Origin of the sequence: Streptomyces sp. NPDC088762, from assembly GCF_044750905.1 — a bacterium.
In the GTDB taxonomy this organism is placed as follows: Bacteria; Actinomycetota; Actinomycetes; order Streptomycetales; family Streptomycetaceae; genus Streptomyces.
The window spans coordinates 1-22,541 of the sequence record NZ_JBIVKT010000020.1 but is presented as its reverse complement, the minus strand read 5'-3'; the positions used below and the strand labels follow the sequence as shown (position 1 = coordinate 22,541).

At 72.6% G+C, this 22,541-nt stretch carries 20 protein-coding genes; 8 read left to right on the top strand and 12 right to left on the bottom strand.

Annotated features, from left to right (window positions below; all coding sequences use genetic code 11):
* Window positions 1-2: 2 nt before the first annotated feature.
* From ACIP5M_RS31685 to ACIP5M_RS31670, 4 genes are all read left to right on the top strand, one after another.
* Window positions 3-797 carry a thiazole synthase gene (locus tag ACIP5M_RS31685; RefSeq protein WP_401203171.1) on the top strand — a complete coding sequence of 265 codons (795 nt, stop codon included), beginning with the start codon at window positions 3-5 and terminating at the stop codon, window positions 795-797.
* 1,077 nt (window positions 798-1,874) lie between these two features.
* A complete protein-coding gene (pknB, locus tag ACIP5M_RS31680) occupies window positions 1,875-3,776 on the top strand; it encodes a Stk1 family PASTA domain-containing Ser/Thr kinase (protein ID WP_401203169.1) in 1,902 nt (633 codons plus the stop codon).
* 9 nt (window positions 3,777-3,785) lie between these two features.
* Window positions 3,786-4,643, top strand: a complete 858-nt coding sequence (locus tag ACIP5M_RS31675) for a deoxyribonuclease IV (protein ID WP_401203522.1) — start codon at window positions 3,786-3,788, stop codon at window positions 4,641-4,643.
* A gap of 87 nt (window positions 4,644-4,730) precedes the next feature.
* Window positions 4,731-5,375, top strand: coding sequence for a DUF4396 domain-containing protein (locus ACIP5M_RS31670; RefSeq protein WP_401203166.1), 645 nt, complete (start codon window positions 4,731-4,733; stop codon window positions 5,373-5,375).
* 16 nt (window positions 5,376-5,391) lie between these two features.
* Here ACIP5M_RS31670 and ACIP5M_RS31665 read toward each other — a convergent pair whose 3' ends face one another.
* Complete coding sequence (locus tag ACIP5M_RS31665; RefSeq protein ID WP_401203163.1) at window positions 5,392-6,024, bottom strand: sulfite oxidase-like oxidoreductase; 633 nt, start codon at window positions 6,022-6,024, stop codon at window positions 5,392-5,394.
* Window positions 6,025-6,198: 174 nt separating this feature from the next.
* Between ACIP5M_RS31665 and bfr the strand changes: the two genes are divergently transcribed.
* Window positions 6,199-6,675, top strand: coding sequence for a bacterioferritin (gene bfr / locus ACIP5M_RS31660; RefSeq protein ID WP_030037303.1), 477 nt, complete (start codon window positions 6,199-6,201; stop codon window positions 6,673-6,675).
* Between the two features lie 44 nt (window positions 6,676-6,719).
* Here bfr and ACIP5M_RS31655 read toward each other — a convergent pair whose 3' ends face one another.
* Together ACIP5M_RS31655 and ACIP5M_RS31650 are read right to left on the bottom strand one after the other, a co-directional pair.
* Entirely contained in the window at window positions 6,720-7,007 is a 288-nt protein-coding gene (locus ACIP5M_RS31655; protein ID WP_401203160.1) for a bacterioferritin-associated ferredoxin, read from the bottom strand.
* A gap of 155 nt (window positions 7,008-7,162) precedes the next feature.
* Window positions 7,163-8,527 (bottom strand): class II 3-deoxy-7-phosphoheptulonate synthase, encoded by a 1,365-nt coding sequence (locus tag ACIP5M_RS31650; protein WP_401203157.1) that lies wholly within the window; start codon window positions 8,525-8,527, stop codon window positions 7,163-7,165.
* 326 nt (window positions 8,528-8,853) lie between these two features.
* Between ACIP5M_RS31650 and ACIP5M_RS31645 the strand changes: the two genes are divergently transcribed.
* A complete protein-coding gene (locus ACIP5M_RS31645; RefSeq protein ID WP_401203519.1) occupies window positions 8,854-10,767 on the top strand; it encodes an anthranilate synthase family protein in 1,914 nt (637 codons plus the stop codon).
* 686 nt (window positions 10,768-11,453) lie between these two features.
* Here ACIP5M_RS31645 and ACIP5M_RS31640 read toward each other — a convergent pair.
* The 5 genes from ACIP5M_RS31640 to ACIP5M_RS31620 all read right to left on the bottom strand — a co-directional run bounded on the left by ACIP5M_RS31640 (window position 11,454) and on the right by ACIP5M_RS31620 (window position 16,383).
* The gene (locus ACIP5M_RS31640) at window positions 11,454-12,455 is read right to left on the bottom strand and encodes a 2-hydroxyacid dehydrogenase (protein ID WP_401203155.1); all 1,002 of its coding nucleotides are present in this window, start codon (window positions 12,453-12,455) and stop codon (window positions 11,454-11,456) included.
* Between the two features lie 80 nt (window positions 12,456-12,535).
* Window positions 12,536-13,564, bottom strand: a complete 1,029-nt coding sequence (locus ACIP5M_RS31635) for a 6-phosphofructokinase (RefSeq protein WP_401203517.1) — start codon at window positions 13,562-13,564, stop codon at window positions 12,536-12,538.
* A 154-nt stretch (window positions 13,565-13,718) separates the two neighbouring features.
* Window positions 13,719-14,363: a response regulator gene (locus ACIP5M_RS31630; RefSeq protein WP_401203514.1), complete on the bottom strand. Its 645-nt coding sequence runs from the start codon at window positions 14,361-14,363 to the stop codon at window positions 13,719-13,721.
* 29 nt (window positions 14,364-14,392) lie between these two features.
* A complete protein-coding gene (gene macS, locus ACIP5M_RS31625; protein WP_401203152.1) occupies window positions 14,393-15,613 on the bottom strand; it encodes a MacS family sensor histidine kinase in 1,221 nt (406 codons plus the stop codon).
* Window positions 15,614-15,645: 32 nt separating this feature from the next.
* Window positions 15,646-16,383, bottom strand: a complete 738-nt coding sequence (locus tag ACIP5M_RS31620; protein ID WP_401203511.1) for a lysophospholipid acyltransferase family protein — start codon at window positions 16,381-16,383, stop codon at window positions 15,646-15,648.
* A gap of 170 nt (window positions 16,384-16,553) precedes the next feature.
* Here ACIP5M_RS31620 and ACIP5M_RS31615 point away from each other — a divergent pair, with 170 nt between their 5' ends.
* Together ACIP5M_RS31615 and ACIP5M_RS31610 are read left to right on the top strand one after the other, a co-directional pair.
* Window positions 16,554-17,333, top strand: a complete 780-nt coding sequence (locus tag ACIP5M_RS31615; protein ID WP_401203508.1) for an alpha/beta hydrolase — start codon at window positions 16,554-16,556, stop codon at window positions 17,331-17,333.
* Window positions 17,326-17,913 (top strand): hypothetical protein, encoded by a 588-nt coding sequence (locus ACIP5M_RS31610; RefSeq protein WP_401203150.1) that lies wholly within the window; start codon window positions 17,326-17,328, stop codon window positions 17,911-17,913. Before ACIP5M_RS31615 ends, ACIP5M_RS31610 begins: the two co-directional genes overlap by 8 nt.
* 655 nt (window positions 17,914-18,568) lie before the next feature.
* Here ACIP5M_RS31610 and ACIP5M_RS31605 read toward each other — a convergent pair.
* The 4 genes from ACIP5M_RS31605 to ACIP5M_RS31590 form a co-directional block, all read right to left on the bottom strand.
* Window positions 18,569-19,333 (bottom strand): endonuclease/exonuclease/phosphatase family protein, encoded by a 765-nt coding sequence (locus ACIP5M_RS31605; RefSeq protein ID WP_401203147.1) that lies wholly within the window; start codon window positions 19,331-19,333, stop codon window positions 18,569-18,571.
* Between the two features lie 71 nt (window positions 19,334-19,404).
* Window positions 19,405-20,346 (bottom strand): ROK family glucokinase, encoded by a 942-nt coding sequence (locus ACIP5M_RS31600; RefSeq protein WP_401203145.1) that lies wholly within the window; start codon window positions 20,344-20,346, stop codon window positions 19,405-19,407.
* A gap of 61 nt (window positions 20,347-20,407) precedes the next feature.
* On the bottom strand, window positions 20,408-20,866 hold the full coding sequence (locus tag ACIP5M_RS31595) for a DUF5304 domain-containing protein (RefSeq protein WP_401203142.1): 459 nt from the start codon (window positions 20,864-20,866) through the stop codon (window positions 20,408-20,410).
* Between the two features lie 74 nt (window positions 20,867-20,940).
* Complete coding sequence (locus ACIP5M_RS31590) at window positions 20,941-22,158, bottom strand: ArsA family ATPase (protein ID WP_401203140.1); 1,218 nt, start codon at window positions 22,156-22,158, stop codon at window positions 20,941-20,943.
* Window positions 22,159-22,541: the final 383 nt, after the last annotated feature.

The window sequence follows — 22,541 nt, the reverse complement described above, 5'->3', positions numbered from 1 at the left end:
ACATGGCCGACGACCTCTTCACCCTCGGCGACCGGACCTTCTCCTCCCGCCTGATCATGGGTACCGGCGGGGCCCCGAGCCTGGACGTCCTGGAACGGGCCCTCGTCACCTCCGGCACCGAACTCACCACCGTGGCGATGCGCCGGCTGGACCCCACGGTCCAGGGCTCGGTCCTGTCCGTACTGTCGAAGCTGGACATCGCGGTGCTGCCGAACACGGCGGGCTGCTTCACCGCGGGCGAGGCCGTGCTCACGGCCCGGCTGGCCCGCGAGGCGCTGGGCACCGACTGGATCAAGCTGGAGGTGGTCGCGGACGAGCGGACCCTCCTGCCCGACGGCGTCGAGCTGCTGGACGCCGCCGAAATCCTGGTCGACGAGGGCTTCACCGTGCTCCCGTACACGAACGACGACCCGGTGCTCGCGCGCAAGCTGGAAGACGTCGGGTGCGCGGCGATCATGCCGCTGGGCTCCCCGATCGGCTCCGGCATGGGCATCCGCAACCCGCACAACTTCGAGCTGATCGTGGAACGGGCCGGGGTCCCGGTGATCCTGGACGCCGGGGCCGGCACGGCCTCGGACGCCGCCCTGGCCATGGAGCTGGGCTGCGCGGCGGTGATGCTGGCCTCGGCGGTGACCCGCGCACAGGAACCGGTCCTGATGGCGGCGGCGATGCGGGACGCCGTGTCGGCGGGCCGCCTGGCCCACCGGGCGGGCCGCATCCCCCAGCGCCGCTTCGCCGAGGCGTCGTCCCCGACGGAGGGGCGCGCTGCTTTGGATCCGGAGCGGCCGGCGTTCTGAGTACGGGTTCACGCGCGGGCGGGACTTCCACCCCCTCGCGCCCCGCGCCGACGCGGCGGCTGCCCACCCGCCCCTCTCGGCGGCGGAGCCGGGCCCGGTGGGTGGGTGGGCGGGGCCGGGGGCCGTCGGCATCCCGCGGGGGTGGGCCGGCCCTGCGGGTCGGGGGCTTCGGGGTTCGGTAGCCGATGAATCGGAAGCCGTGAGGGTTTGGGAGTTTCCCGTCAGTCCCATCGTCCTTCCGCGTCGGGCCGGCCTGTCAAGGGCGCTCCCTGCGGTCGCGTCGCTTCGCGATCGCCTACGGCGACCCTTGACAGACCGTCCCGCCACGGAAAAACGAAGACTGCCGGGAAACCCCCAAAAGAACGGGCCGGGCGAGAGCGAAGGGACGGCCACCGCCAGAGACCACACGAGGGACCGGGCGTCGGCCCACCGGGCACCCGGGCCCGTTTCCGGGCGGTCGGAGCCGATCCGCGCATCAGATCGCTACGCGCTTCTCACCTCTCGGCGTCCGGCGACCGCCTACGGCTGATACCTGCACCACATGACGAGCCGAGAGTCATTCGGGGTCGGCGGGCGCGTCAGATCGCTACGCGCTCCTCATATCTCGGCGTCCGCAGCCCATCTGGGGCCGATACCCCAACCAAACGGCGACCGACAGCCCATCAGCACCCCACAAGCGCGCCAGATCGCTACGCGCTCCTCACTTCTCAGCGTCCAACGGCCGTCTTGGGGTGTCACAAGCCGCCCACCATCCCTGTCGGATTACTCAGAGGGCCCGTCCGCGGCAGACCGTGCGCTTTGGGTGAGAGTCGGGAGGGCTCTCCGTCAGCGGCCTCGATGTTGGTGACCGAGGTGCTGAATTCACGGCCGGACGCGCACCCCGAAGCCCCCGACCCGCAGGGCCGGCCCACCCCCGCGGGATGCCGACGGCCCCCGGCCCCGGCCGACCACCCCCCGGCCCCCGCTCCGCCGCCGAGAGGGGCGGAGGCCCCGACCACGGGGGCCCCACGTCACAGGTGGGCTGCAAGAAGGGCCGGCCCCGCCGGGGGCGCGTCGTCGCGCCAATAGAATCGCCGGGTGGATACGACCCTGGACGACCCCATCGTCGGACGCGTGCTCGACGGCCGCTACCGCGTCGACGCCCGCATCGCGGCCGGTGGCATGGCCACGGTCTACCGGGCCGTCGACACCCGCCTCGACCGCGTCCTGGCGCTCAAGGTGATGCACCCGGCCCTCGCCGCCGACGCCGCCTTCGTCGACCGGTTCATCCGCGAGGCGAAGTCCGTGGCCCGCCTCGCCCACCCCAACGTCGTCGCCGTCTTCGACCAGGGCACCGACGGCCCCTACACGTACCTCGCCATGGAGTACGTCTCCGGCTGCACCCTGCGCGACGTGCTCCGCGAGCGCGGCGCGCTCCAGCCCCGGGCCGCCCTCGACATCCTGGAGCCCGTCCTCGCCGCCCTCGGCGCCGCGCACCGTGCCGGGTTCGTCCACCGCGACATGAAGCCCGAGAACGTCCTGATCGGCGACGACGGCCGGGTCAAGGTGGCGGACTTCGGGCTGGTCCGCTCCGTCGACTCGGTCACCCACACCACAGGCTCGGTCCTCGGCACGGTCTCCTACCTGGCCCCCGAGCAGATCGAGAACGGCGTCGCCGACACCCGCGTGGACGTCTACGCCTGCGGTGTCGTGCTGTACGAGATGCTCACCGGCGCCAAGCCGCACACCGGCGGCACCCCCGCCCAGGTGCTCTACCAGCACCTGCACGAGGACGTCCCGCCCCCGTCGGCGGCCGTCCCCGGCCTTCCCGCCGGCCTCGACGAGCTCGTCGCGCACGCGGCCGCCCGCAACCCGGAGCTGCGCCCCTACGACGCCGCCGCCCTGCTCGGCCTCGCCCGCGAGGCCCGTCTCCGGCTCAGCGACGCCGAGCTGGACGCCGTCCCCCCGCAGGCGCGCGCCGAGGAGCGGTCCGCCACCGAGGACCGCACCAGCGTGATCCCGCGCCCGGTGGACGCCCCGGAGGTCCACCACACCTCCCGGCTGACCACACCGCCGCCTCCCCCGGTCCCCGCGGCCCGGCGCCGGTCCCGGCCGCGGCGCGGCACCCTGCTGGTCATCGCCGGCGTCCTGCTGGCCCTCGGCCTCGGCACGGGCGTCTGGTACATCAACTCCGGCCAGTTCACCAAGGTCCCCAACCTCCTCGGCAAGACCGAGGCGCAGGCCCGCGCCCAGCTGTCCGCGGCCGGTCTCGGCGTGAAGGGCGTCGAACGGAAGTTCAGCGACTCCTTCGACCGCGGGACGGTCATGAACACCGACCCACCGGGCGGCAAGCGCATCCGCGGCAACGGCGCGGTGACGATCACCCTCTCCCGCGGCCCCCAGGTCGTGGCCGTGCCCAACCTCAAGGGCCGCCCGCTGGAGGAGGCCCGGACCGAGCTGACCAACGCCGGCCTGGCCCCCGGCATGGTCACCCTCGCCTTCAGCCAGGACGTCGCCCAGGGCTCCGTGATCGCCACGGACCCGGCGGGCGGCGAGAAGCGGGCGCCCGACACGGCCGTCGCGCTCGTGGTCAGCAAGGGCCGCCCGGTGCAGGTCCCGAGCGTGGCGGGGCTCCCCTTCGAGCAGGCCCGGGCCACCCTGGAGGGCCTCGGCCTGAAGGTGGCCACGGCGCCCGAGCAGGTCAACTCCCCTTCCCCGGCCGGTACGGTCGCCAACCAGTCGGTCGGCGCCGGCACCCAGGCCGCGACCGGGGACACGATCACGCTGACCCTCTCCAAGGGCCCCCGCCAGCTGCCGGTCCCGAACGTGACCGGCCAGGACGTGGAAGCGGCCCGCAAGGCCCTGGAGGCCGCGGGCTTCAAGGTGAAGGTGGACCGGCCCTTCCTCTCCTTCAGCAACACCGTGGAAGCCCAGTCGGTGCCCGCCGGCCAGAACGCCCCCGAGGGCAGCACGATCACCATCCGGACCAAGGGGCTGTAAGCAGCAGTGATACGCAATCCAGTGGGCGGGCACGTCCCCGTGGCGGGCGGCCTCGCCTCGGTCGGGCTGACCTACGCCCGCGAGATCGGCGCCGAGGCCGTCCAGGTCTTCGTCGCCAATCCCCGCGGCTGGGCCACCCCCTCCGGCAACCCGAAGCAGGACGAGCTGTTCCGGGAGCAGTGCGCGGCCGGGGCCGTCCCCGCCTACGTGCACGCGCCGTACCTGATCAACTTCGGCTCGCACACCGAGGCGACCGTGGAGAAGTCCGTGGAGTCCCTGCGCCACTCGCTGCGCCGGGGCCGCGAGATCGGCGCGCTCGGGGTGGTCGTGCACACCGGCTCGGCCACCGGAGGCCGCCCGCGCGAGATCGCGTACGCGCAGGTCAGGGAGCACCTGCTGCCCCTGCTGGACGAGCTGACGCATGACGACGACCCCTTCCTGCTGCTGGAGTCCACGGCCGGCCAGGGCTCTTCGCTGTGCTCGCGGACCTGGGACTTCGGGCCGTACTTCGAGGCGCTCGACCACCACCCCAAGCTGGGGATCTGCCTCGACACCTGCCACGTCTTCGCTGCCGGTCACGACCTGGCGGAACCGGGCGGCACCAAGCAGACCCTCGACCTGCTGGTGGACACGGTCGGCGAGGGCCGGCTGAAGCTCGTCCACGCGAACGACTCGAAGGAAGGCGTCGGCGCCCACAAGGACCGGCACGCCAACATCGGCCAGGGCCACATCGGCCGGGACGCCTTCGCCGAGCTGTTCTCGCATCCGGCGATGGAGGGCGTACCGCTGATCATCGAGACGCCCGGCGGCACGGACGGACACGCCGCGGACGTGGCCCTGCTGAAGGAGCTGCGCGGCTCGGAGTGATCCACTCGATCCCTTGAGGAATACCCCATGGGGGTATACGGTTCTGCTCATCGGCAGGACCGCATTCCGTGTTCCCAGGGGGTTCCGATGGACAACGCACACGCGCACCACGAACAGCAGCACGCACCCGAGGGCCAGCAGCACGAGCAGCACGGTGCCCACCACGAGCACCACGAGCACCACGGTGATCATCAGCAACACGCGCAGCACGGGCACGAGGACCACGGCCACCCCGCCGCGCACGCCCACGCCCACGCCCACGCCCACGGCCACGGCCACGGCCACGGCCACGGCAAGGTCAGCTGGGCCATGGCCGCCAAGGCCACCCTCCACTGCCTCACCGGATGCGCCATCGGCGAGGTGCTCGGCATGATCATCGGCACCGCGCTGGGCTGGGGGAACGTCGGCACGATGGTCCTGGCGATCGTGCTCGCGTTCTTCTTCGGCTACGCGCTCACCCTGCGGGGGATCCTCTCGGCGGGCGTTGACCTCGCCACCGCCATCCGGGTGGCGCTCGCCGCGGACACCCTGTCGATCGCCGTCATGGAACTGATCGACAACGGGGTCATCGCCCTGTGGCCCGGCGCGATGGACGCGCACCTGTCGGAGCCGCTGTTCTGGATCGTCCTGGCGATCGCCCTCGCGGCCGCCTTCGTCATCACGACCCCGGTCAACAAGTGGATGATCGGCCGCGGCAAGGGCCACGCGGTGGTCCACCAGTACCACCATTGAGCACGGCGGCGGAGCGCTACAGCTCGGGGCCGTCCCCCGGCTCCTCCTGGTACGAGTAGCGCTGCTCGCGCCAGGGGTCGCCGATGTTGTGGTAGCCCCTCTCCTCCCAGAAGCCCCGCCGGTCGGCGGTCATGTACTCGACCCCGCGGACCCACTTGGGGCCCTTCCAGGCGTACAGGTGCGGGACCACGAGCCGCAGCGGGAAACCGTGCTCGGCGGTGAGCAGTTCACCGCCCTGATGGGTGGCGAAGACGGTCCGCTCGGAGGAGAAGTCGGCCAGCCGCAGGTTGGAGCTGAAGCCGTACTCGGCCCACACCATCACGTGCGTGACCTGCGGCGCCGGCGGCGCCAGGGCGAGGATCGTACGGGCGAGCACACCACCCCATTCGGCGCCCTGCATGCTGAACTTCGTGACGCAGTGCAGGTCCGCCACCACGGACTCGAACGGCAGGGCCGCGAACTCCTCGTGGTTCCAGCAGTGCTTGTCGCCGTCGGCGGTCGCGCCGAAGACGCGGAACTCCCAGCGGTCCGGCTTGAACTTGGGCACGGGACCGTAGTGGGTGACCGGCCAGCCCCTCTGCAACCGCTGCCCCGGTGGAAGCTCCAGCTGCTCTGCTCCCGGAGATTCCCGGCTTTCCGGCTGACCCATGACTCCATGGTGACAGACGTCGCGGGGTGGTCATGACCAGCGTCCGGGCCGATTCGGGCAAGTCGCGGTAACTCGCACTAAGGAGGCACTTACTGGACGGTCCCGGGCGGCGGTGCAAGGATGCGGCCACCTAACCCGTCACGTGGCTGACCATGCCTGGAAGGAGCCTCTGCGATGCAGGGCGACCCCGAGGTCCTTGAGTTTCTGAACGAGCAGCTGACCGGCGAGCTGACGGCCATCAACCAGTACTGGCTGCACTACCGCATCCAGGACAACAAGGGCTGGACCAAGCTCGCCAAGTACACGCGTGAAGAATCCATCGACGAGATGAAGCACGCGGACAAGATCACCGAGCGCATCCTGATGCTCGACGGTCTGCCGAACTACCAGCGCCTCTTCCACGTGCGCGTCGGGCAGACGATCACGGAGATGTTCCAGGCGGACCGGCAGGTGGAGGTCGAGGCCATCGACCGCCTCAAGCGCGGGATCGAGGTCATGCGCGGCAAGGGCGACATCACGTCGGCCCGGCTTTTCGAGGAGATCCTGGAGGACGAGGAGCACCACATCGACTACCTCGACACGCAGCTGGAGCTCATCGAGTCCCTGGGTGAGGCGCTGTACATCGCGCAGCTGATCGAGCAGCCCAGCTAGCGGGCACGCTACGGCCGGCCTGCCGGATCCGCCGGTCTCCCAGCCTAGGCGGCTTCCGCGAGCGCGGGTTCGTAAGCGGGCTCGAGCGGGGGAACGAGCGACGGCACGGACGGCACGTCGGCGGCGAGGACGGCGGCCCCGTCACCCTTCTCCAGCAGCTCCCGGCGCGGGCAGGCCCCGCGGCCGAGGATGCCCTGGATGGTGCGCACGCAGGAACCGCAGTCGGTGCCGGCCTTCGTCGCCGAGGCGATCTGGCGCGGGGTGCAGGCACCGGCGGCCGCGTGTTCCTTGACCTGCTGATCGGTGATGCCGAAGCAAGAGCAGACGTACACGCGGTTCACCTCCGTGGGCGGACTGGGCAGGCGAGCCATCCCTATTCGGTGAGGCTTACCTAACCGTACCTAAACCAAGGGTTCCCCAAAAGACCCGGATACGACAGTGGGGCGCGGATCACATGGATCCGCGCCCCACCGTCATGCGTTTCCGCTCACTGATCGCGGTACATCTCGGCGACCAGGAACGCCAGGTCCAGGGACTGGCTGCGGTTGAGCCGCGGGTCGCAGGCCGTCTCGTAGCGCTGGTGCAGGTCGTCGACGAAGATCTCGTCGCCGCCGCCCACGCACTCGGTGACGTCGTCACCGGTGAGCTCGACGTGGATGCCGCCCGGGTGGGTGCCCAGGCCCTTGTGAACCTCGAAGAAGCCCTTGACCTCGTCGAGCACGTCGTCGAAACGGCGCGTCTTGTGGCCGGAGGCCGCCTCGAAGGTGTTGCCGTGCATCGGGTCGGTGACCCAGGCGACGGTCGCACCGGACGCGGTGACCTTCTCGACCAGCTCGGGGAGCTTGTCGCGGACCTTGTCGGCGCCCATGCGGACGACGAAGGTCAGCCGGCCCGGCTCACGCTCGGGGTCAAGGCGGTCGATGTAGGTCAGCGCCTCGTCCACCGTGGTGGTCGGGCCGAGCTTGATGCCGATCGGGTTGGCGATCTGCGAGCAGAACTCGATGTGCGCGTGGTCCAGCTGGCGGGTGCGCTCGCCGATCCAGACCATGTGGCCCGAGGTGTCGTAGAGCTTGCCGGTCCGCGAGTCGGTGCGGGTCAGCGCGCCCTCGTAGTCGAGCAGCAGCGCCTCGTGCGAGGCGTAGAACTCGACGGCCTTGAACTCGGCCGGGTCGGTGCCACAGGCCTTCATGAAGTTCAGCGCGTTGTCGATCTCCCGCGCGAGCTGCTCGTAGCGCTGCCCGGACGGGGAGGACTTCACGAAGTCCTGGTTCCAGGCGTGCACCTGGCGCAGGTCGGCGTAACCACCGGTGGTGAAGGCGCGCACCAGGTTCAGCGTGGAGGCCGAGGCGTGGTACATGCGCTTCAGCCGCTCGGGGTCCGGGATCCGGGCCTCTTCGGTGAAGGCGAAGCCGTTGACGGAGTCGCCGCGGTAGGTCGGCAGGGTGACGCCGTCGCGGGTCTCGGTGTCCTTGGAGCGCGGCTTGGAGTACTGGCCCGCGATGCGGCCGACCTTGACGACGGGCACGGAGGCCGCGTACGTCAGGACGGCGCTCATCTGGAGCAGCGTCTTCAGCTTGGCGCGGATGTGGTCGGCGGACACGGCGTCGAAGGCCTCGGCACAGTCGCCGCCCTGCAGCAGGAACGCCTCGCCCTTGGCGACGGCTCCCAGACGGGCGCGCAGCTGGTCGCACTCACCCGCGAAAACGAGGGGAGGATACGACTCGAGGTCCGCGACGACAGCGCGCAGGGCCTCGGCATCGGGGTACGAAGGCTGCTGCGCCGCGGGAAGGTCTCGCCAGGTCGCCTTGGCGGCGGGGGCTTGGGTTTCAGCGTTCACGGTCACCTCGTACACATTACGGCGTCATTCGCCCCGTCCAGCCTAGCGACCACCTGATGAGACAGAGGGGGCTCGAAGGCCGACGGGGCCGAAAAATACGGAATCGATGGTTCATCCCGCGCCGTGAGACGCATCCGGCGGCGGGAGGCGGATCTGGGCTAAGGTGCGCGGCATGTACGCGTTCTCGAACCAGAACTGGTGGTGGCCCGCTCCCGGCGGCCCACTCCTCGCGCGTACCCACTGACACGACCGACGCGAAGGCCGCCCCGAGGGGCGGCCTTCCGCGTTTCCACCGGAAGCCCGGGCCGCTCCTCCCACCGGAAGGACGACCCGCCATGTCCATGGCACTCAGCCGACTGCTCGACGATTCCTGCCCGCCGTTCGCCCTGCTGCGGCGCCGGACCCCCGGCCGCGACCACGACACCGTCGAGGTGCTCCTCGGCGCGGTCCACGAGGCCGAACGCCTCGCCGACCTGCCCGTCGGGCAGCTGCCCACCCTCGCCCTCGTGCCCTTCCGGCAGATCCGGGAGCGCGGGTTCGACGTACGCGACGACGGCACTCCGCTGAGCGTGCTGGTCGCCGAGGAGGCGTACGAGATCCCGCTCGCGCAGGCCCTGGCCGGGCTGCCCGCGCACGAGGTCCGGGTGGACGGCGGTCGCTTCGACGTGACGGACGAGGACTACGCGGCCACCGTGGCGCGGGTCATCGAGGAGGAGATCGGCCGGGGCGAGGGCGCGAACTTCGTCATCCGGCGCACCTACGAGGGCCGGATCGAGGGCTTCGGCCGGGCCGACGCGCTCGCGCTGTTCCGGCGCCTGCTGGAGGGCGAGCGCGGCGCGTACTGGACGTACGTGGTCCACACCGGCGAGCGGACGCTGGTCGGAGCCAGCCCCGAAGTGCACGTGCGGATGTCCGGCGGCACGGTCGTGATGAACCCGATCAGCGGCACCTACCGCTATCCGGCCACCGGCCCGACGGCCGACTCCCTCCTCGCCTTCCTCGGCGACCGCAAGGAGACGGAGGAGCTGTCGATGGTCGTCGACGAGGAACTGAAGATGATGTGCACGGTCGGGGACCGCGGCGGGGTCGTCGTCGGGCCGCGGCTGAAGGAGATGGCGCACCTCGCCCACACCGAGTACGAGCTGCGCGGACGCTCCTCCCTGGACGTACGGGAGGTGCTGCGGGAGACGATGTTCGCGGCGACGGTCACCGGATCGCCGGTGCAGAACGCCTGCCGGGTGATCGAACGGTACGAGGCCGGGGGCCGAGGCTACTACGCGGGCGCACTGGCGCTCCTCGGCCTGGACCCGGCCGGGGCCCAGACCCTCGACTCCCCCATCCTGATCCGCACCGCCGACATCGCGGCGGACGGCGTGCTGCGCGTGCCGGTCGGGGCGACGCTGGTGCGGCACTCCGACCCGGCGGGCGAGGTGGCGGAGACCCACGCCAAGGCGGCGGGGGTCCTGGCGGCGCTCGGGGTCCGCCCGGCCGCGCCGCGGCGGCCCGCCTTCGCCGCATCCGGACTGGCGGACGACTCCCGCGTGCAGGCGGCGCTGGCGGCCCGCCGGCAGGACCTGGCGCCCTTCTGGCTGCGGATGCAGGAGCAGCCCTCGTCGCCGACCGGTCACGCGCTGGTGGTGGACGGGGAGGACACCTTCACGGCGATGCTGGCGCACGTGCTGCGGGTGGCCGGGCTGGAGGTGACCGTACGCCGCTACGACGATCCGGGGCTGCGGGCGGCGGCCCTGTCGTGGGAGGGCCCGGTGGTGCTGGGACCGGGGCCGGGGAACCCGGCGGATGCGGGGGACCCCAAGATGCGTGTGCTGCGCGGGCTGGCCGCCGATCTGCTGGCCGGGCACCGGCACGGGCTGCTCGGGGTGTGCCTGGGGCACGAGCTGCTGGCGGCGGAGCTGGGGCTGCCGTTGGTGCGGAAGGCGGAGCCGGCGCAGGGGGCGCAGACGCGGATCTCCCTTTTCGGGGCGGAGGAGGTCGTCGGCTTCTACAACACGTACACGGCGCGCTGCGACGCGGCGACGGCCGCCCGGCTGGCCGGGGCCGGCGTGGAGATCTCCCGGGACCCGGCCACGGGCGAAGTCCACGCCCTCCGCTCCGCGCCCACCGCCCTGGCGCCGACCGCCCTCGCGGCGCCCCGCTTCGCGGGGGTCCAGTTCCACCCGGAGTCCGTCCTCACCCTCCGCGGCGCGGACCTCCTGCGCGACCTCCTGACCGGCGTCACGACCCCCACCCCGGCGTAGCCCGTCCCGCTACGCGGAGCCGGAAGCCTGTGGCCGGCTTGGCCAGCGGGGGCCGGTCCCGCTGCGCGGAGCCGGTCCCCTACCCGCCCTTCCACCGTTCCCTGGGCTCTGCCCAGACCCGCGCCTCAAACGCCGGCGAGGCTGGGAGGTGGCCCACCTCCGCCGGGGCGATCTCAGCCCCGCCGGCGTTCTGAGGCGCGGGGTCCGGGGCGGAGCCCCAGGAACGGTGCGCACCGGAACGGGGTCCGGACCGGAGCCCCCGGGAGCGGTGCCGCACCCGGAACAGGGTCCGGTCCGGAGCCCCCGCGAACAGTGCCGCACCCGGAACAGGGTCCAGGGCGGAGGCCCCCATGAGCGGTGCCACACAGGAACGGGGTTCCGGGCGCAGCCCGCGGGAACGCTGCCGCGCCCGGAACGGGGTCCGGGGCGGAGCCCCGGGGAACGGGGTCCGGGGCGGAGCCCCGGGGAACGGGGTCCGGGGCGGAGCCCCCGGGAACGGGGTCCGGGGCGGAGCCCCCGGGAACGGGGTCCGGGGCGGAGCCCCGGGGAACGGTGGAAGGGCGGGTAGGGGACCGGCTCCGCGCAGCGGCATCACCCGTGACCGGTGGCCCGCAGCCCCAGCCCGCAACCCCGCAACCCCGCAACCCGCAACCCGCAACCCGCAACCCGCAGCCAGGGAGCAGGTGTCAGGGCGGAGGGGGTGGGACCAGGGTGTTTTCGGAGCGGCGGGACGCCAAGTAGTCCGCCACGTTGGCGGCGGTGGTGTCGATGATCTGACCCACCGCGTCACTCGTGTAATACGCCTGGTGCGAGGTCACCACCACATGCGGAAACGTCACCAGCCGCGCCAACGTGTCGTCCTCCACCGCCACCAGCGACTTGTCCAGGAAGAAGACCCCCGCCTCGGCCTCGTACACGTCCAGCCCCACCCCCGCGAAACGGCCCGCCCTCAGCTCGGTGACCAGGGCGTCCGTGTCGACCAGCCCGCCCCGGCTGGAGTTCACCAGGATCGCGTCGTCCCGCATCAGCCTCAGCGCCGCCGCGTCGACGACGTGGTGCGTGGAGTCCATCAACGGCACGTGCAGGCTGATGAGGTCCGAGGACGCGAACAGCTCCTCCTTGTCCACGTACTGCATGCCCAGCTCCACGCACGCCGGGTTCCGCGCCACGTCCCACCCCAGCAGGTTCATCCCGAAGCCGTGCGCGATCCGCGTGAACGCCTCGCCGATCCTTCCGGTGCCGAGGACGCCCACCGTGCGGCCCCGCATGTCCCGGCCCATCAGCCCGTTCAGGCGGAAGTCGAAGTCCCGGGTGCGGTTCGAGGCGCGGACGATCCGCCGGTTGACCGCCATCGCCAGGCCCCACGCGAACTCCGCGACCGAGTAGGGCGAGTAGGAGGAGACCCGGCTGACCGTCATGCCCAGCTCCCGGGCCACGTCCAGGTCGATGTTGTTGAAGCCCGTGGACCGCTGGGCGATCATCTTCGTCCCGCCCGCCGCCAGGATCCGCAGCACCCGCCCGTTCAGGTCCGCGTTCACGCTGCAGGAGACGATCTCGTGGCCGGCCGCGATGGGCGCGGTGTCCTCCGTCATGAAGACTTCGAGGCAGCGGACCTCGTGCTCTCCCGCGAAGGCCTGTTCCAGGAGCGGCTTCTCGTCGGCGGTCACACCGAATGCCAGGATCTCCACGCTTGCTCCCGCTCCGTCGAACCGGCGATCCAGGGGTCGTTTGTCACCATACGACCCCTGGATCGCCACGGCCTGACGGCTCAGCCGAAGAAGACGCCGACCTCCTCGTACAGCGCCGGGTCCACCGTCTTCAGCTTCGCCGTCGCCTCCGCGATCGGCACCCTGACGATGTCCGTTCCCTTGAGCGCGACCATCTTGCCGAAGTCCCCGTCCCGCACCGCGTCGATCGCGTGCAGCCCGAACCGCGTCGCCAGCCACCGGTCGAAGGCGCTCGGCGTGCCGCCCCGCTGGATGTGACCGAGCACCGTCGTACGGGCTTCCTTCCCGGTCCGCGCCTCGATCTCCTTGGCCAGCCACTCGCCCACGCCCGACAGCCGGACGTGTCCGAACGAATCCTTGGTGGCGTCCTTCAGGACCAGGTCCCCGTCCTTGGGCATCGCACCCTCCGCGACCACCACGATCGGCGCGTAGCTCGCCTTGAAGCGCGAGGTCACCCACGCGCACACCTGGTCCACGTCGAAGCGCTGCTCCGGGATGAGGATGACGTTGGCGCCGCCGGCGAGGCCCGAGTGCAGGGCGATCCAGCCCGCGTGACGACCCATGACCTCGACGACCAGGACCCGCATGTGCGATTCGGCCGTGGTGTGCAGCCGGTCGATGGCCTCGGTCGCGATGCCGACCGCGGTGTCGAAGCCGAAGGTGTAGTCCGTCGCCGACAGGTCGTTGTCGATGGTCTTCGGCACACCGACGCACGGAATGCCGTACTCCTCGTACAGCCTGGCGGCGACCCCGAGGGTGTCCTCGCCGCCGATCGCGATGAGCGCGTCCACCTCGTACTTGGCGAGGTTCTCCTTGATGCCGCGCACGCCGTTCTCCGTCTTGAACGGGTTGGTGCGCGAGGAGCCGAGGATGGTGCCGCCGCGGGGCAGGATCCCGCGGACGGCGGGGATGTCCAGCGGGACCGTGGCGCCTTCGACCGCGCCCCGCCAGCCGTCCTTGAACCCGACGAAACCGTAGCCGTACTCCTGCTCGCCCTTGCGGACGACGCCCCTGATGACCGCGTTGAGCCCGGGGCAGTCGCCACCGCCGGTCAGCACTCCGACCTTCATTGCATCTCCCTTCGCCATGACGGTCACGCTAGTGGTGACGCAGGTCACAGCAAGGGCCTTGGAGGGGTCAATTCCGGTGGAATCGCGAGGCGTTGCGTACGCCCGTTCACTCGTACGAGGAAGGCGAGGACGTAAGTACGACGTACGGCCGCGCCTAAGCGTCGTCGAGGCCCCGCTCTATCGCGTACCGGACGAGCTCCACCCGGTTGTGCAGCTGGAGTTTGCCCAGGGTGTTCTGGACGTGGTTCTGCACCGTGCGGTGGGAGATGACCAGCCGCTCCGCAATCTGCTTGTACGAGAGCCCCTTGGCCACCAGCCGCAGCACCTCGGTCTCCCGGTCGGTCAGCTGCGGCGCCTTCGGCTCGTCGGAGGCGGTCGGCGCCGGATCGGTGGCCAGGCGCCGGTACTCGCCGAGCACCAGGCCGGCCAGGCCCGGGGTGAAGACGGGGTCGCCGGCCGCCGTGCGGCGGACCGCGTCGATCAGCTCCTGCGCGCCGGCGGACTTCAGCAGGTAGCCGGTCGCGCCGGACTTCACCGCCTCCAGGACGTCGGCGTGCTCGCCGCTCGCGGACAGGACCAGGACGCGCAGCGCGGGATGGGCGCCGACGAGCTCCTTGCAGACCTGCACGCCGGGCATCCCCGGCAGGTTGAGGTCGAGGACCAGCACGTCCGGGGTGACGGCGCGGGCCCGGCGGACCGCCTCGGGGCCGTCGCCTGCGGTGGCGACCACGTCGAAGCCGGCGGCGGCCAGGTCGCGGGCGACGGCGTCGCGCCACATCGGGTGGTCGTCGACGACCATCACCCGGATCTCGTGCGGTTCGTGTGTGCTCACTGGGTCCTCCCCCTGGGTACTTTCAGTTCCACTTCGGTGCCCTGCCCGGGGACGGACACCAGCTCGGCGGTACCGCCGAGATCACGCAGCCGGCCCCGGATGGACAGGGCCACCCCCATCCGGCCCTCGCCCTCCGCCTGGTCGAGCCGGCCCGCCGGGATGCCGGGGCCGTCGTCCCGGACGGTCACGATCACCTCGTCGCCCCAGTCCTCCACCAGGATCCAGGCGCTGGCCCCCTCCCCCGCGTGCTTGCGCACGTTGTCGAGGGCGGCGCCGACCGCCGCGGCCAGCTCCTTCGCGGCGGGCACCGGCAGCGGCACCGGGGTGCCGGGCTCGGCGAAGCTCACCCGGGAGCCGGCGTGCGGCGCGAGGAGCGTCCGCAGGTCCAGCTCGCCGCCGTCCGCACCGTCCTCGCCCTCGTCCTCCACCTCGTACGAGTCCACCAGCGCGCCCCGCGATTCGTCGCGGGAGACCCGGGAGGGGTTCACCAGCCCGGTGGAGACCAGCGTGCGCAGCGCCACCTCCTGCTCCCCCGCCATCCGGCCGAGCTCGGCGGCCTCGCCGCCCAGGTCGGTGCCGCGCCGCTGGACCATGGCGAGGACCTGGAGGACCCCGTCGTGGATGTCGCGGGCGAGGCGCTCGCGCTCGCGGGTGGCGGCCTCGATCTCCAGGGCGCGGGCGAGGGTGGCCTCGCTGGCCCGGGCGACCTCGACGACGTAGCCGATCGCTATCGAGGCGACCCAGACCAGCAGGACGTTGTGCAGCGTGTCCCGGGTGGGTTCCCCGCCGTGGATGAGGATGTTGGCCGCGGCCACGAAGGTGGAGGCGAAACCGGCCCAGCGCCAGCCGCCCTTGATGGCGAAGGCGAGCACCGAGCCCGCGGTCCAGATGCTGGGGAGGGTGGGGCCGCCGCCGGCGATGCGCGCGGTGGTGTCGGCGACCGGCGTGAGCAGGATCCCGACGAGGGCGACCGTGAGGTCGGCGCCGAGGAAACGCTTGGTGCAGCTGGTCGCGTTCGCCACCTTGCGATGGGTGGCGAGGGTCCACAGCGCCAGGGCGGCGAGGTAGCCGGCCGCGACGCCCGGGCGGTCGAACTCCTTGTACGCGGAGGCGAACAGCCCCACCGCGTAGAGCATGGTCAGCAGCCGGTAGCCCGTCAGGGCACGCCACAGCGGCTGCTCGACCGACATGCGTACGACGCGCTCGCGTTTCGCCATTTCCCCCACCCCCCGCGGGCGGTGCCGCTCCGCTACTCGCCCTTGTCCGCCTTGTCGGCCTTGTCGGCCTTGGCTGCCTTCTCCGCCTTTTCCGCCTTCTCGGCGTCGGCGATCTGGCGCTTGGCCGCCGTCGCGTAGATGTCGACGTACTCCTGGCCGGACAGCTTCATGATCTCGTACATGACCTCGTCGGTCACCGAGCGGAGGATGAAGCGGTCGCCGTCCATGCCGTGGTAGCGGCTGAAGTCCAGCGGCTTGCCGATCCGGATGCCCGGGCGCATCAGCTTGGGCACCACCTTGCCGGGCGGCTGGATCTTCTCGGTGTCGATCATCGCGACGGGGATGACGGGGGCGCCGGTGGCCAGCGCCACGCGGGCCAGGCCGCCGGGCTTGCCCCGGTAGAGGCGTCCGTCGGGTGAACGCGTCCCCTCGGGGTAGATACCGAACAGCTCTCCGCGCTCGATGACCTCGATGCCGCTCTTGATGGCGGCCTCGCCCGCACCCCGCGCGCCGGAGCGGTCCACCGGGAGCTGGCCGACGCCCTTGAAGAAGGCGGCCGTCAGCTTGCCCTTCACGCCGGGCGAGGTGAAGTACTCGGCCTTCGCGATGAAGGTGACCTTCCGGTCCAGCACGGCGGGCAGGAAGAAGGAGTCGGAGAAGGACAGGTGGTTGCTCGCGAGGATCGCCGGCCCCTCGGCGGGAATGTTCTCGAGGCCCTCCACCCACGGCCTGAAGGCGAGCTTCAAGGACCCGCCGATGGAGAACTTCATAGCGCCGTAGATCAACTCGAAAGCCTTCCTGTGTCTGTCGAACAGACCATATCTCCTGGCTCCCCGGGCAGCGGCCCTACGGCCCTGGTCGGTGTCATCCCGGTCGCGTACGGTGAAGTCACACAGAGCAACGCCCCCATTCGACGTACATCATGATCAAGGAGACCCTGGTGCCCGTCCTCCCTGGAGCCGAGCCGTTCCGCCACGAGGGCGGAGAGGTCGGCGTCCTTCTCTGCCACGGCTTCACCGGTTCCCCGCAGTCGCTGCGCCCCTGGGCCGACTACCTGGCCGAGCGGGGGCTCACGGTGTCGCTGCCGCTGCTGCCGGGACACGGCACGCGGTGGCAGGACATGCAGCTCACGGGCTGGCAGGACTGGTACGCCGAGGTGGACCGCGCGCTGCGGGAACTGCTGGACCGGTGCGAGCAGGTGTTCGTCTTCGGGCTGTCGATGGGTGGCGCGCTCAGCCTGCGGCTGGCGGCCAAGCACGGGGACGCCATCAGCGGCCTCGTCCTGGTCAACCCGGCCAACAAGGTCCACGACCCGCTGGCCTTCGCCCTGCCGGTGGCCCAGCACTTCATCCGGTCCACGCCGGGCATCGCCAGCGACATCGCCAAGCCGGGCTCGGAGGAGGTCGGCTACGACCGGGTCCCGACCCGGGCCGCGCACTCGCTGCGGAAGTTCTTCCGGCTGGTGGACGCCGAGCTGCCGCAGGTGACGCAGCCGGTGCTGCTGCTGCACAGCCCGCAGGACCATGTCGTCCCGCCCGTCGACTCGGCGCGGATCCTGGCCCGGATCTCGTCGACGGACGTCACGGAGACGCTGCTGGAACAGAGCTACCACGTCGCGACGTTGGACCATGACGCGGAGCGGATCTTCGCGGACAGCTATGCGTTCGTCGGCCGACTGGCGCAGAGCCTGGGCAGGGAAGGGGCGGAGGCTGGTGGCTGAGCACGAGGAGCAGTCGGGCGGGGTGCCGCCGCTGGACGAGGAAGCGGCGTGGGCGGCGATCGTCGCCGGGTACGGGCAGGAGCCGCCGGACCCGCCGGGGGCGAGACCGTTCAGACCGATCGAGAACCTGATGCTGCCGGAGGAGGACGTGAAGCCGGTGCCGCCGGGGCCCACGCCCGGGCCGGAGCCGGAGCCGGGGGCGGCCGAGCCGCCCGCCCCGCCGCTGGGCAGCTCGGTGGTCTTCGCCCCGGGCGTGGGCGTGGGCCCGGGCCCACGGGACCACTCCCTCGCGGAGCCGAAGGACGACGACCTGACCCCGGCCGACCGGGCGGACGAGGGCCACTTCGTCCCCCCGGAGCCGGAGCTGCCGGAAGCCGACACGACGGCGAAGTTCGCGTGGCTGGCGGTGGTCGGGGGGCCGGTGCTGCTGCTCGTGGCGGTGCTGCTGCAGTGGGACATGACGTGGTGGCTGACGACGCTGGGCATCGGCGGCTTCCTCGGCGGCTTCGCGACGCTGATCGCCCGCATGCAGCACGGCGACGACGAGGACGACGACCCGGGCCGCGGCGCCGTCGTCTAGGACCGGGTCCCGCGCCCCACACCCCGACGGGGCCGGCCGGTGCCCCGCGCTCCGCCCGGCCCCGCGCCGCCGCCGCGCCCCGGCGCTGCCCGGAACAGGGCGCGGCCCGACCCGCCCGCCCGGCGACGCCGGAACAAGGCGCGGCCCAGCCTCCAAGCGCGGCTCAAAGATCCGGGGCCCCGACCCACCGGCGCGGCTCAAAGATCCGGGGCCCCGACCCACCGGCGCGGCTCAAAGATCCGGGGCCCCGACCCGCCGGCGCGGCTCAAAGATCCGGGGCCCCGACCCGCCGACGCGCCCGGCGGTGCCGGAAAAGGCGCGGCCCGACCCGCCGCGCGGCTCGAAGACCCGGGGCTCCGCCCCGCACCTGCGCCTCAAACATCGGCGAGGCCGGCTGTGCCTCCGGCGGCGACTCTGAACGCCGGCGAGGCCGGGATTGCCCTGCGGGCCATCCAGCCCGCCCGGGCTCAAGACTTCGCCACGTGCCCAAGACTGCGCCACGCGCACACGCAGGCCGACACGGGCCACATTCAGCCTCGCCGGCGTTTGAGGCGCGGGGTCTGGGGCGGAGCCCCAGGAAGCCGGGCCGCAGGCCGGCTCACGGCCTCGGCAACCACCCGGCACCGGCCCGGCCCTGCCACCCACACCACACGGGCTACGGCGCAGCCGGAAGGTGGAGGGCCGCCAGGACGGGAAGGTGGTCCGAGGCGGCCAGGAGGTCCGCCGGAGCCACCCCCGCCAGCCCCGCCGGGACACCGCACGCGAGCACCCCCACACCCCCCGTCGCGAAGACCGCGTCGATCCGCTGAGCCGGCGCCCCCGGCGGGAACGTCGGGCCGCCGCCCCAAGGGGCCACCTCCCGACAGTCCTGCAGGGCCGCCGCCAGCATCCCGAAGGCGGGCCCCTCCGGGCCCTCGTTCAGATCCCCGGCGACGATCACGTGCGGGGCGTCCAGCGATCCGGCCCGGTCCAGGAGCAGACCTGCCTGGGCCCGCCGTTCCGCCGCGTCCAGCGACAGGTGGGCGCTGATGACCCCCACCCGGGCCGCCCCGAAGCGGACCACGGCCGTAGCGAAGCCCCGCCGGTGCAGCCCCGGGGTGCGCGGCAGCAGGACGTCCTCGGTCCGCTCCACGAAGGCCCGTAGCGAGCAGAGCAGCAGCGGCCCGGCCGCCGTCGCACCCCCGCCCAGCACCACGAGGTCGGTCTTCGCGGCCAGCCGCGCCGCGTGCTTGCGCCAGCGGAAGAACCGCGGCGCCTCCTGCACGAAGACCAGATCGGGCGCGCACGCCCGGATGACCCGGGCCAGTGCCTCCTCGTCGTCACGCAGCGAGCGGATGTTGTAGCTGAGCACCCGGATCACGGCAGAACCGTCCGGCTCCGTACGAGACTTCGGCGGCGAAGGCAGCAGCTGTTGGTCCATGCCCGCAAGATACGCAAACGTCCGCCGCTCCCCCAGGGGGCGCGGCGGACGGTCACGTGAAGGGGGAGGCGTCAGCCCTGGCGCGCCAGGTCCGCCGCGCCGACGAGCCCGGCCTTTCCGCCGAGCTGGGCGGCGAGGACCTGCGCGTGCGGGCGCCAGGCGCCGCCGATCAGCCAGCGCTTGAAGGACTTGCGGATCGGGTCGAGGACGAGGTCGCCCTCGTCGGAGACCCCGCCGCCGACGATGAAGGCCGACGGGTCGAAGAGGGAGGCCAGGTCGGCCAGGCCCGCGCCGGCCCAGCGGGCCAGCTCGCGGAAGGAGTCGATGGCCACCAGGTCGCCCTGGCGGGCGGCCGTGCTGATGTGCTTGCCCTCGATGCCGTCGGGGGTGCCGTCGCCGAGGGACAGCAGGACCGTCGCGTTCTCGGGGGTCGCCTTGGCGCGCTGCTTCGCGTACCGGACGAGCGCGCGCCCGGAAGCGTACTGCTCCCAGCAGCCCTGGCTGCCGCATCCGCACAGCAGGCCGTCCGGGACGACCCGGATGTGGCCGAACTCGGCGGCGACGCCGAAGCGCCCGCGCCGCAGCTTGTTGCCGATGATGATGCCGCCGCCGAGACCGGTGCCGAGCGTGATGCAGATGACGTCGTCGTGGCCCTGGCCGGCGCCGAAGCGGTACTCGCCCCAGGCCGCGCAGTTCGCGTCGTTCTCGACGACGACGGGGAGGCCGATGCGCTGCTCGACCTTGTCCTTCAGCGGCTCGTGGCGCCAGTTGATGTTCGGTGCGAAGAGCACCGTGGCGCGCTTGTCGTCCACGTAGCCGGCGGCGCCGATGCCGACGGCCTCGATGGTGTGGTTGCTGCTGACTTCGGAGACGGCGGCGCAGATGGCCTCCGTGACTCCGTCCGCGGTCGGCGGGGTGGGCACCTTGTACGTCTCAAGGATGGTGCCCTCTTCGTCGACCACGCCGGCCGCGATCTTCGTGCCGCCGATGTCGACGCCGATGGTGAGTCCCATTAGTCCCTCGGTTTCCGGTCAAACCCCGCCACGGCCAACGGTACCCGAGGGCGGCAGGGGTTCAGTCGAGATCGATCCGCTCCGTCGGGCCCGCACCAGGGCCTTCGTCGCGGGGGTCGTGCTCCTTGCGGGGGGCCGGGGGGTCGTTCCGGGTCCAGCGGCGCTCGTGGCCCTCGACGGCCGAACGGTACGCGGCGAGCAGCTCGGAGCCGGCCGCCGCGAGGTGGTCGAAGACCTCGGGGTTGCGCTCGATGACGGGCTTGGCGGCGGTCTTCGCCTGGTTGACGAACTGGCGCACGGCTCCCTGGGCGGCGGCGCCGAAGAGCGGGTTGTTCAGCCCGGAGACCTTGTCGGCGACGGCCTCGAAGAGCTTGAACAGCTCCTCGGCGGCCGTCCCGGTGTCTCCGGCCCGCGTCCCTCCGCCCTGCCCGCGCAGGCGCTCCTTCTCGGCGGCGAGGTCCTCGGCGCAGGCCTTGGCCCAGGCGTCGTCGTCGGTGGGGCGGTCGGTGGCCTCGCTCATGGCGGACTCCTGCGGCAGCTGCTGTGCGTGCGGTACGGGCTACCTTCGACGGTACCCGAACGGCGGTACGGGGATCACCGCGCGCGCGGCCACAGGCCCGGGTCCGGGGTGAAGCGGATGCGGAGCGCGTCTTCCGCCAGGGCGGCGCCGGAGACCGTGCAGCGGCGCAGTGCGGCGGGGAGCGGAACGATCCTGCGGTACGGGCCCGCCGTGAGCAGCAGCTCGTCACCGCGGCGGATGAGGTCGAGCTCGCGCTTGTGGGCGCCGGGCAGCGGTACCACCCAGACGAGTACCCCGTCCTCGGCGAGCCGGTCCTCCACGGTCCATGCGCGGCGGGGTGCGGGGTCCGCCGGCGGGACGAGACCGCCGGCGGCGGCGAGCAGCTCCAGGTCCTGCGGGCCGCGCGGGGAGCGGCCGAGGTGGGGCACACGGACGAGCGGGCCCTCCCCGGCCCACTGGGCGGCGTACTTCTCCTGCTCGGCGGCGAGCCCGGCGAGCCAGGGCTCGGCGGAGCCCTGGGGCAGGGTGCGGTTGGCGACGACGGCGGCGACGGGCAGCTGCTGGAGGGCGAGCCCGAGCCGCCCCAGCCGGAGCGCGTCGGCGGCGGCCGGCCCCGGCTCGGCGACCAGTCGCACCTCGGTGGTGTCGGCCTCGACGACGGCCTGTACGGCGGCGAGCTCCTCGTCCCAGCGGGCGGCGGCCTCGTAGAGCCACTGCGCGGGCATCGGCACCCCGGCCAGCTGGGCCAGGACGGGCCGCAGGGCGCGGGCGGCCTGCCGTTCGGCGGGGAGCAGCCGGGCGAGGTAGCGGCGCAGCTGGGCGGGGAGGGCGAGGGTGGCGAGGGCCTGGTGGAGCGGCGGCATGTCGACGACGACGAGGTCGGTGCGGGGGGCGGCGGCGGCCCGGCGCAGGGCGCGCAGCAGCGCGAACTGCTCGGCGCCGGGCAGCTCCGTGAGCTCCTCGGCCCCGAGCGGGCGGGCACCGACCATGCCGAGGAGCGTGGATCCGCGTTCTTGGAGGGCGACGAGCTCTTCGCGGAACTCCTCGCCGGAGTCCACGCGGGCGACGCGCAGCCCGTGCGCGGCGGTGGCGGCCCGCAGTCCGGGCACGACCTCGGCCGCCGGGCCGGCCGGCTCGCCCGGCTCGCCCGTGAGGGCGGCGACCGGGTCCCCGACGTCTCCGGACAGCAGCAGCACCCGCCGCCCCTGCCGGGCCGCCGCGAGGGCGGTGGCGGCGGCGACGGTGGTCCGGCCGGAGCCGCCGGGGCCGGTGATCAGCAGGGTGTGCGGCATGGTGGTTCTACTCCGGGTGGCTGATGACGGCGCGCCGTCCGCGCCTCGCCTGAACGGTACGCCGCCTGTGGCTCGCCGCCGGCCGGCCCGGCCCCGGTTCGCCTCAATCGCCGGCGGGGCTGCGGTGGCGCCCCCGGGGCGGGGCCCCGATCCCCGGGCCGGGTGGGGTTCGCCTCAAACGCCGGCGGGGCTGGGATGGCGCCCCCGGGGGCGGGGCCCCGATCCCCCGGGCCGACCCCGGTTCGCCTCAAACGCCGGCGGGGCTGGGGTGGTGTCCTCCGGGTGGGTCCGGAGCGGGGCTTGGGGCGGTGCCCCGCCGGAGTGTCTCCTCGGCTCGCGCACGAAGCCCCCGCTTCGACATGTTCAGGGTGGTTGCGCGCTCG

Excerpts from the sequence above, each read along its gene's own strand:
- ACIP5M_RS31685 (WP_401203171.1), top strand. The coding sequence starts at position 3 with ATGGCCGACGACCTCTTCACCCTCGGCGACCGGACCTTCTCCTCCCGC.
- ACIP5M_RS31670 (WP_401203166.1), top strand. The coding sequence starts at position 4,731 with ATGGACAACGCACACGCGCACCACGAACAGCAGCACGCACCCGAGGGC.
- ACIP5M_RS31665 (WP_401203163.1), bottom strand. The coding sequence starts at position 6,024 with ATGGGTCAGCCGGAAAGCCGGGAATCTCCGGGAGCAGAGCAGCTGGAG.
- bfr (WP_030037303.1), top strand. The coding sequence starts at position 6,199 with ATGCAGGGCGACCCCGAGGTCCTTGAGTTTCTGAACGAGCAGCTGACC.
- ACIP5M_RS31645 (WP_401203519.1), top strand. The coding sequence starts at position 8,854 with ATGGCACTCAGCCGACTGCTCGACGATTCCTGCCCGCCGTTCGCCCTG.
- ACIP5M_RS31635 (WP_401203517.1), bottom strand. The coding sequence starts at position 13,564 with ATGAAGGTCGGAGTGCTGACCGGCGGTGGCGACTGCCCCGGGCTCAAC.
- ACIP5M_RS31630 (WP_401203514.1), bottom strand. The coding sequence starts at position 14,363 with ATGGTCGTCGACGACCACCCGATGTGGCGCGACGCCGTCGCCCGCGAC.
- macS (WP_401203152.1), bottom strand. The coding sequence starts at position 15,613 with ATGGCGAAACGCGAGCGCGTCGTACGCATGTCGGTCGAGCAGCCGCTG.
- ACIP5M_RS31620 (WP_401203511.1), bottom strand. The coding sequence starts at position 16,383 with ATGAAGTTCTCCATCGGCGGGTCCTTGAAGCTCGCCTTCAGGCCGTGG.
- ACIP5M_RS31605 (WP_401203147.1), bottom strand. The coding sequence starts at position 19,333 with ATGGACCAACAGCTGCTGCCTTCGCCGCCGAAGTCTCGTACGGAGCCG.
- ACIP5M_RS31600 (WP_401203145.1), bottom strand. The coding sequence starts at position 20,346 with ATGGGACTCACCATCGGCGTCGACATCGGCGGCACGAAGATCGCGGCC.
- ACIP5M_RS31595 (WP_401203142.1), bottom strand. The coding sequence starts at position 20,866 with ATGAGCGAGGCCACCGACCGCCCCACCGACGACGACGCCTGGGCCAAG.
- ACIP5M_RS31590 (WP_401203140.1), bottom strand. The coding sequence starts at position 22,158 with ATGCCGCACACCCTGCTGATCACCGGCCCCGGCGGCTCCGGCCGGACC.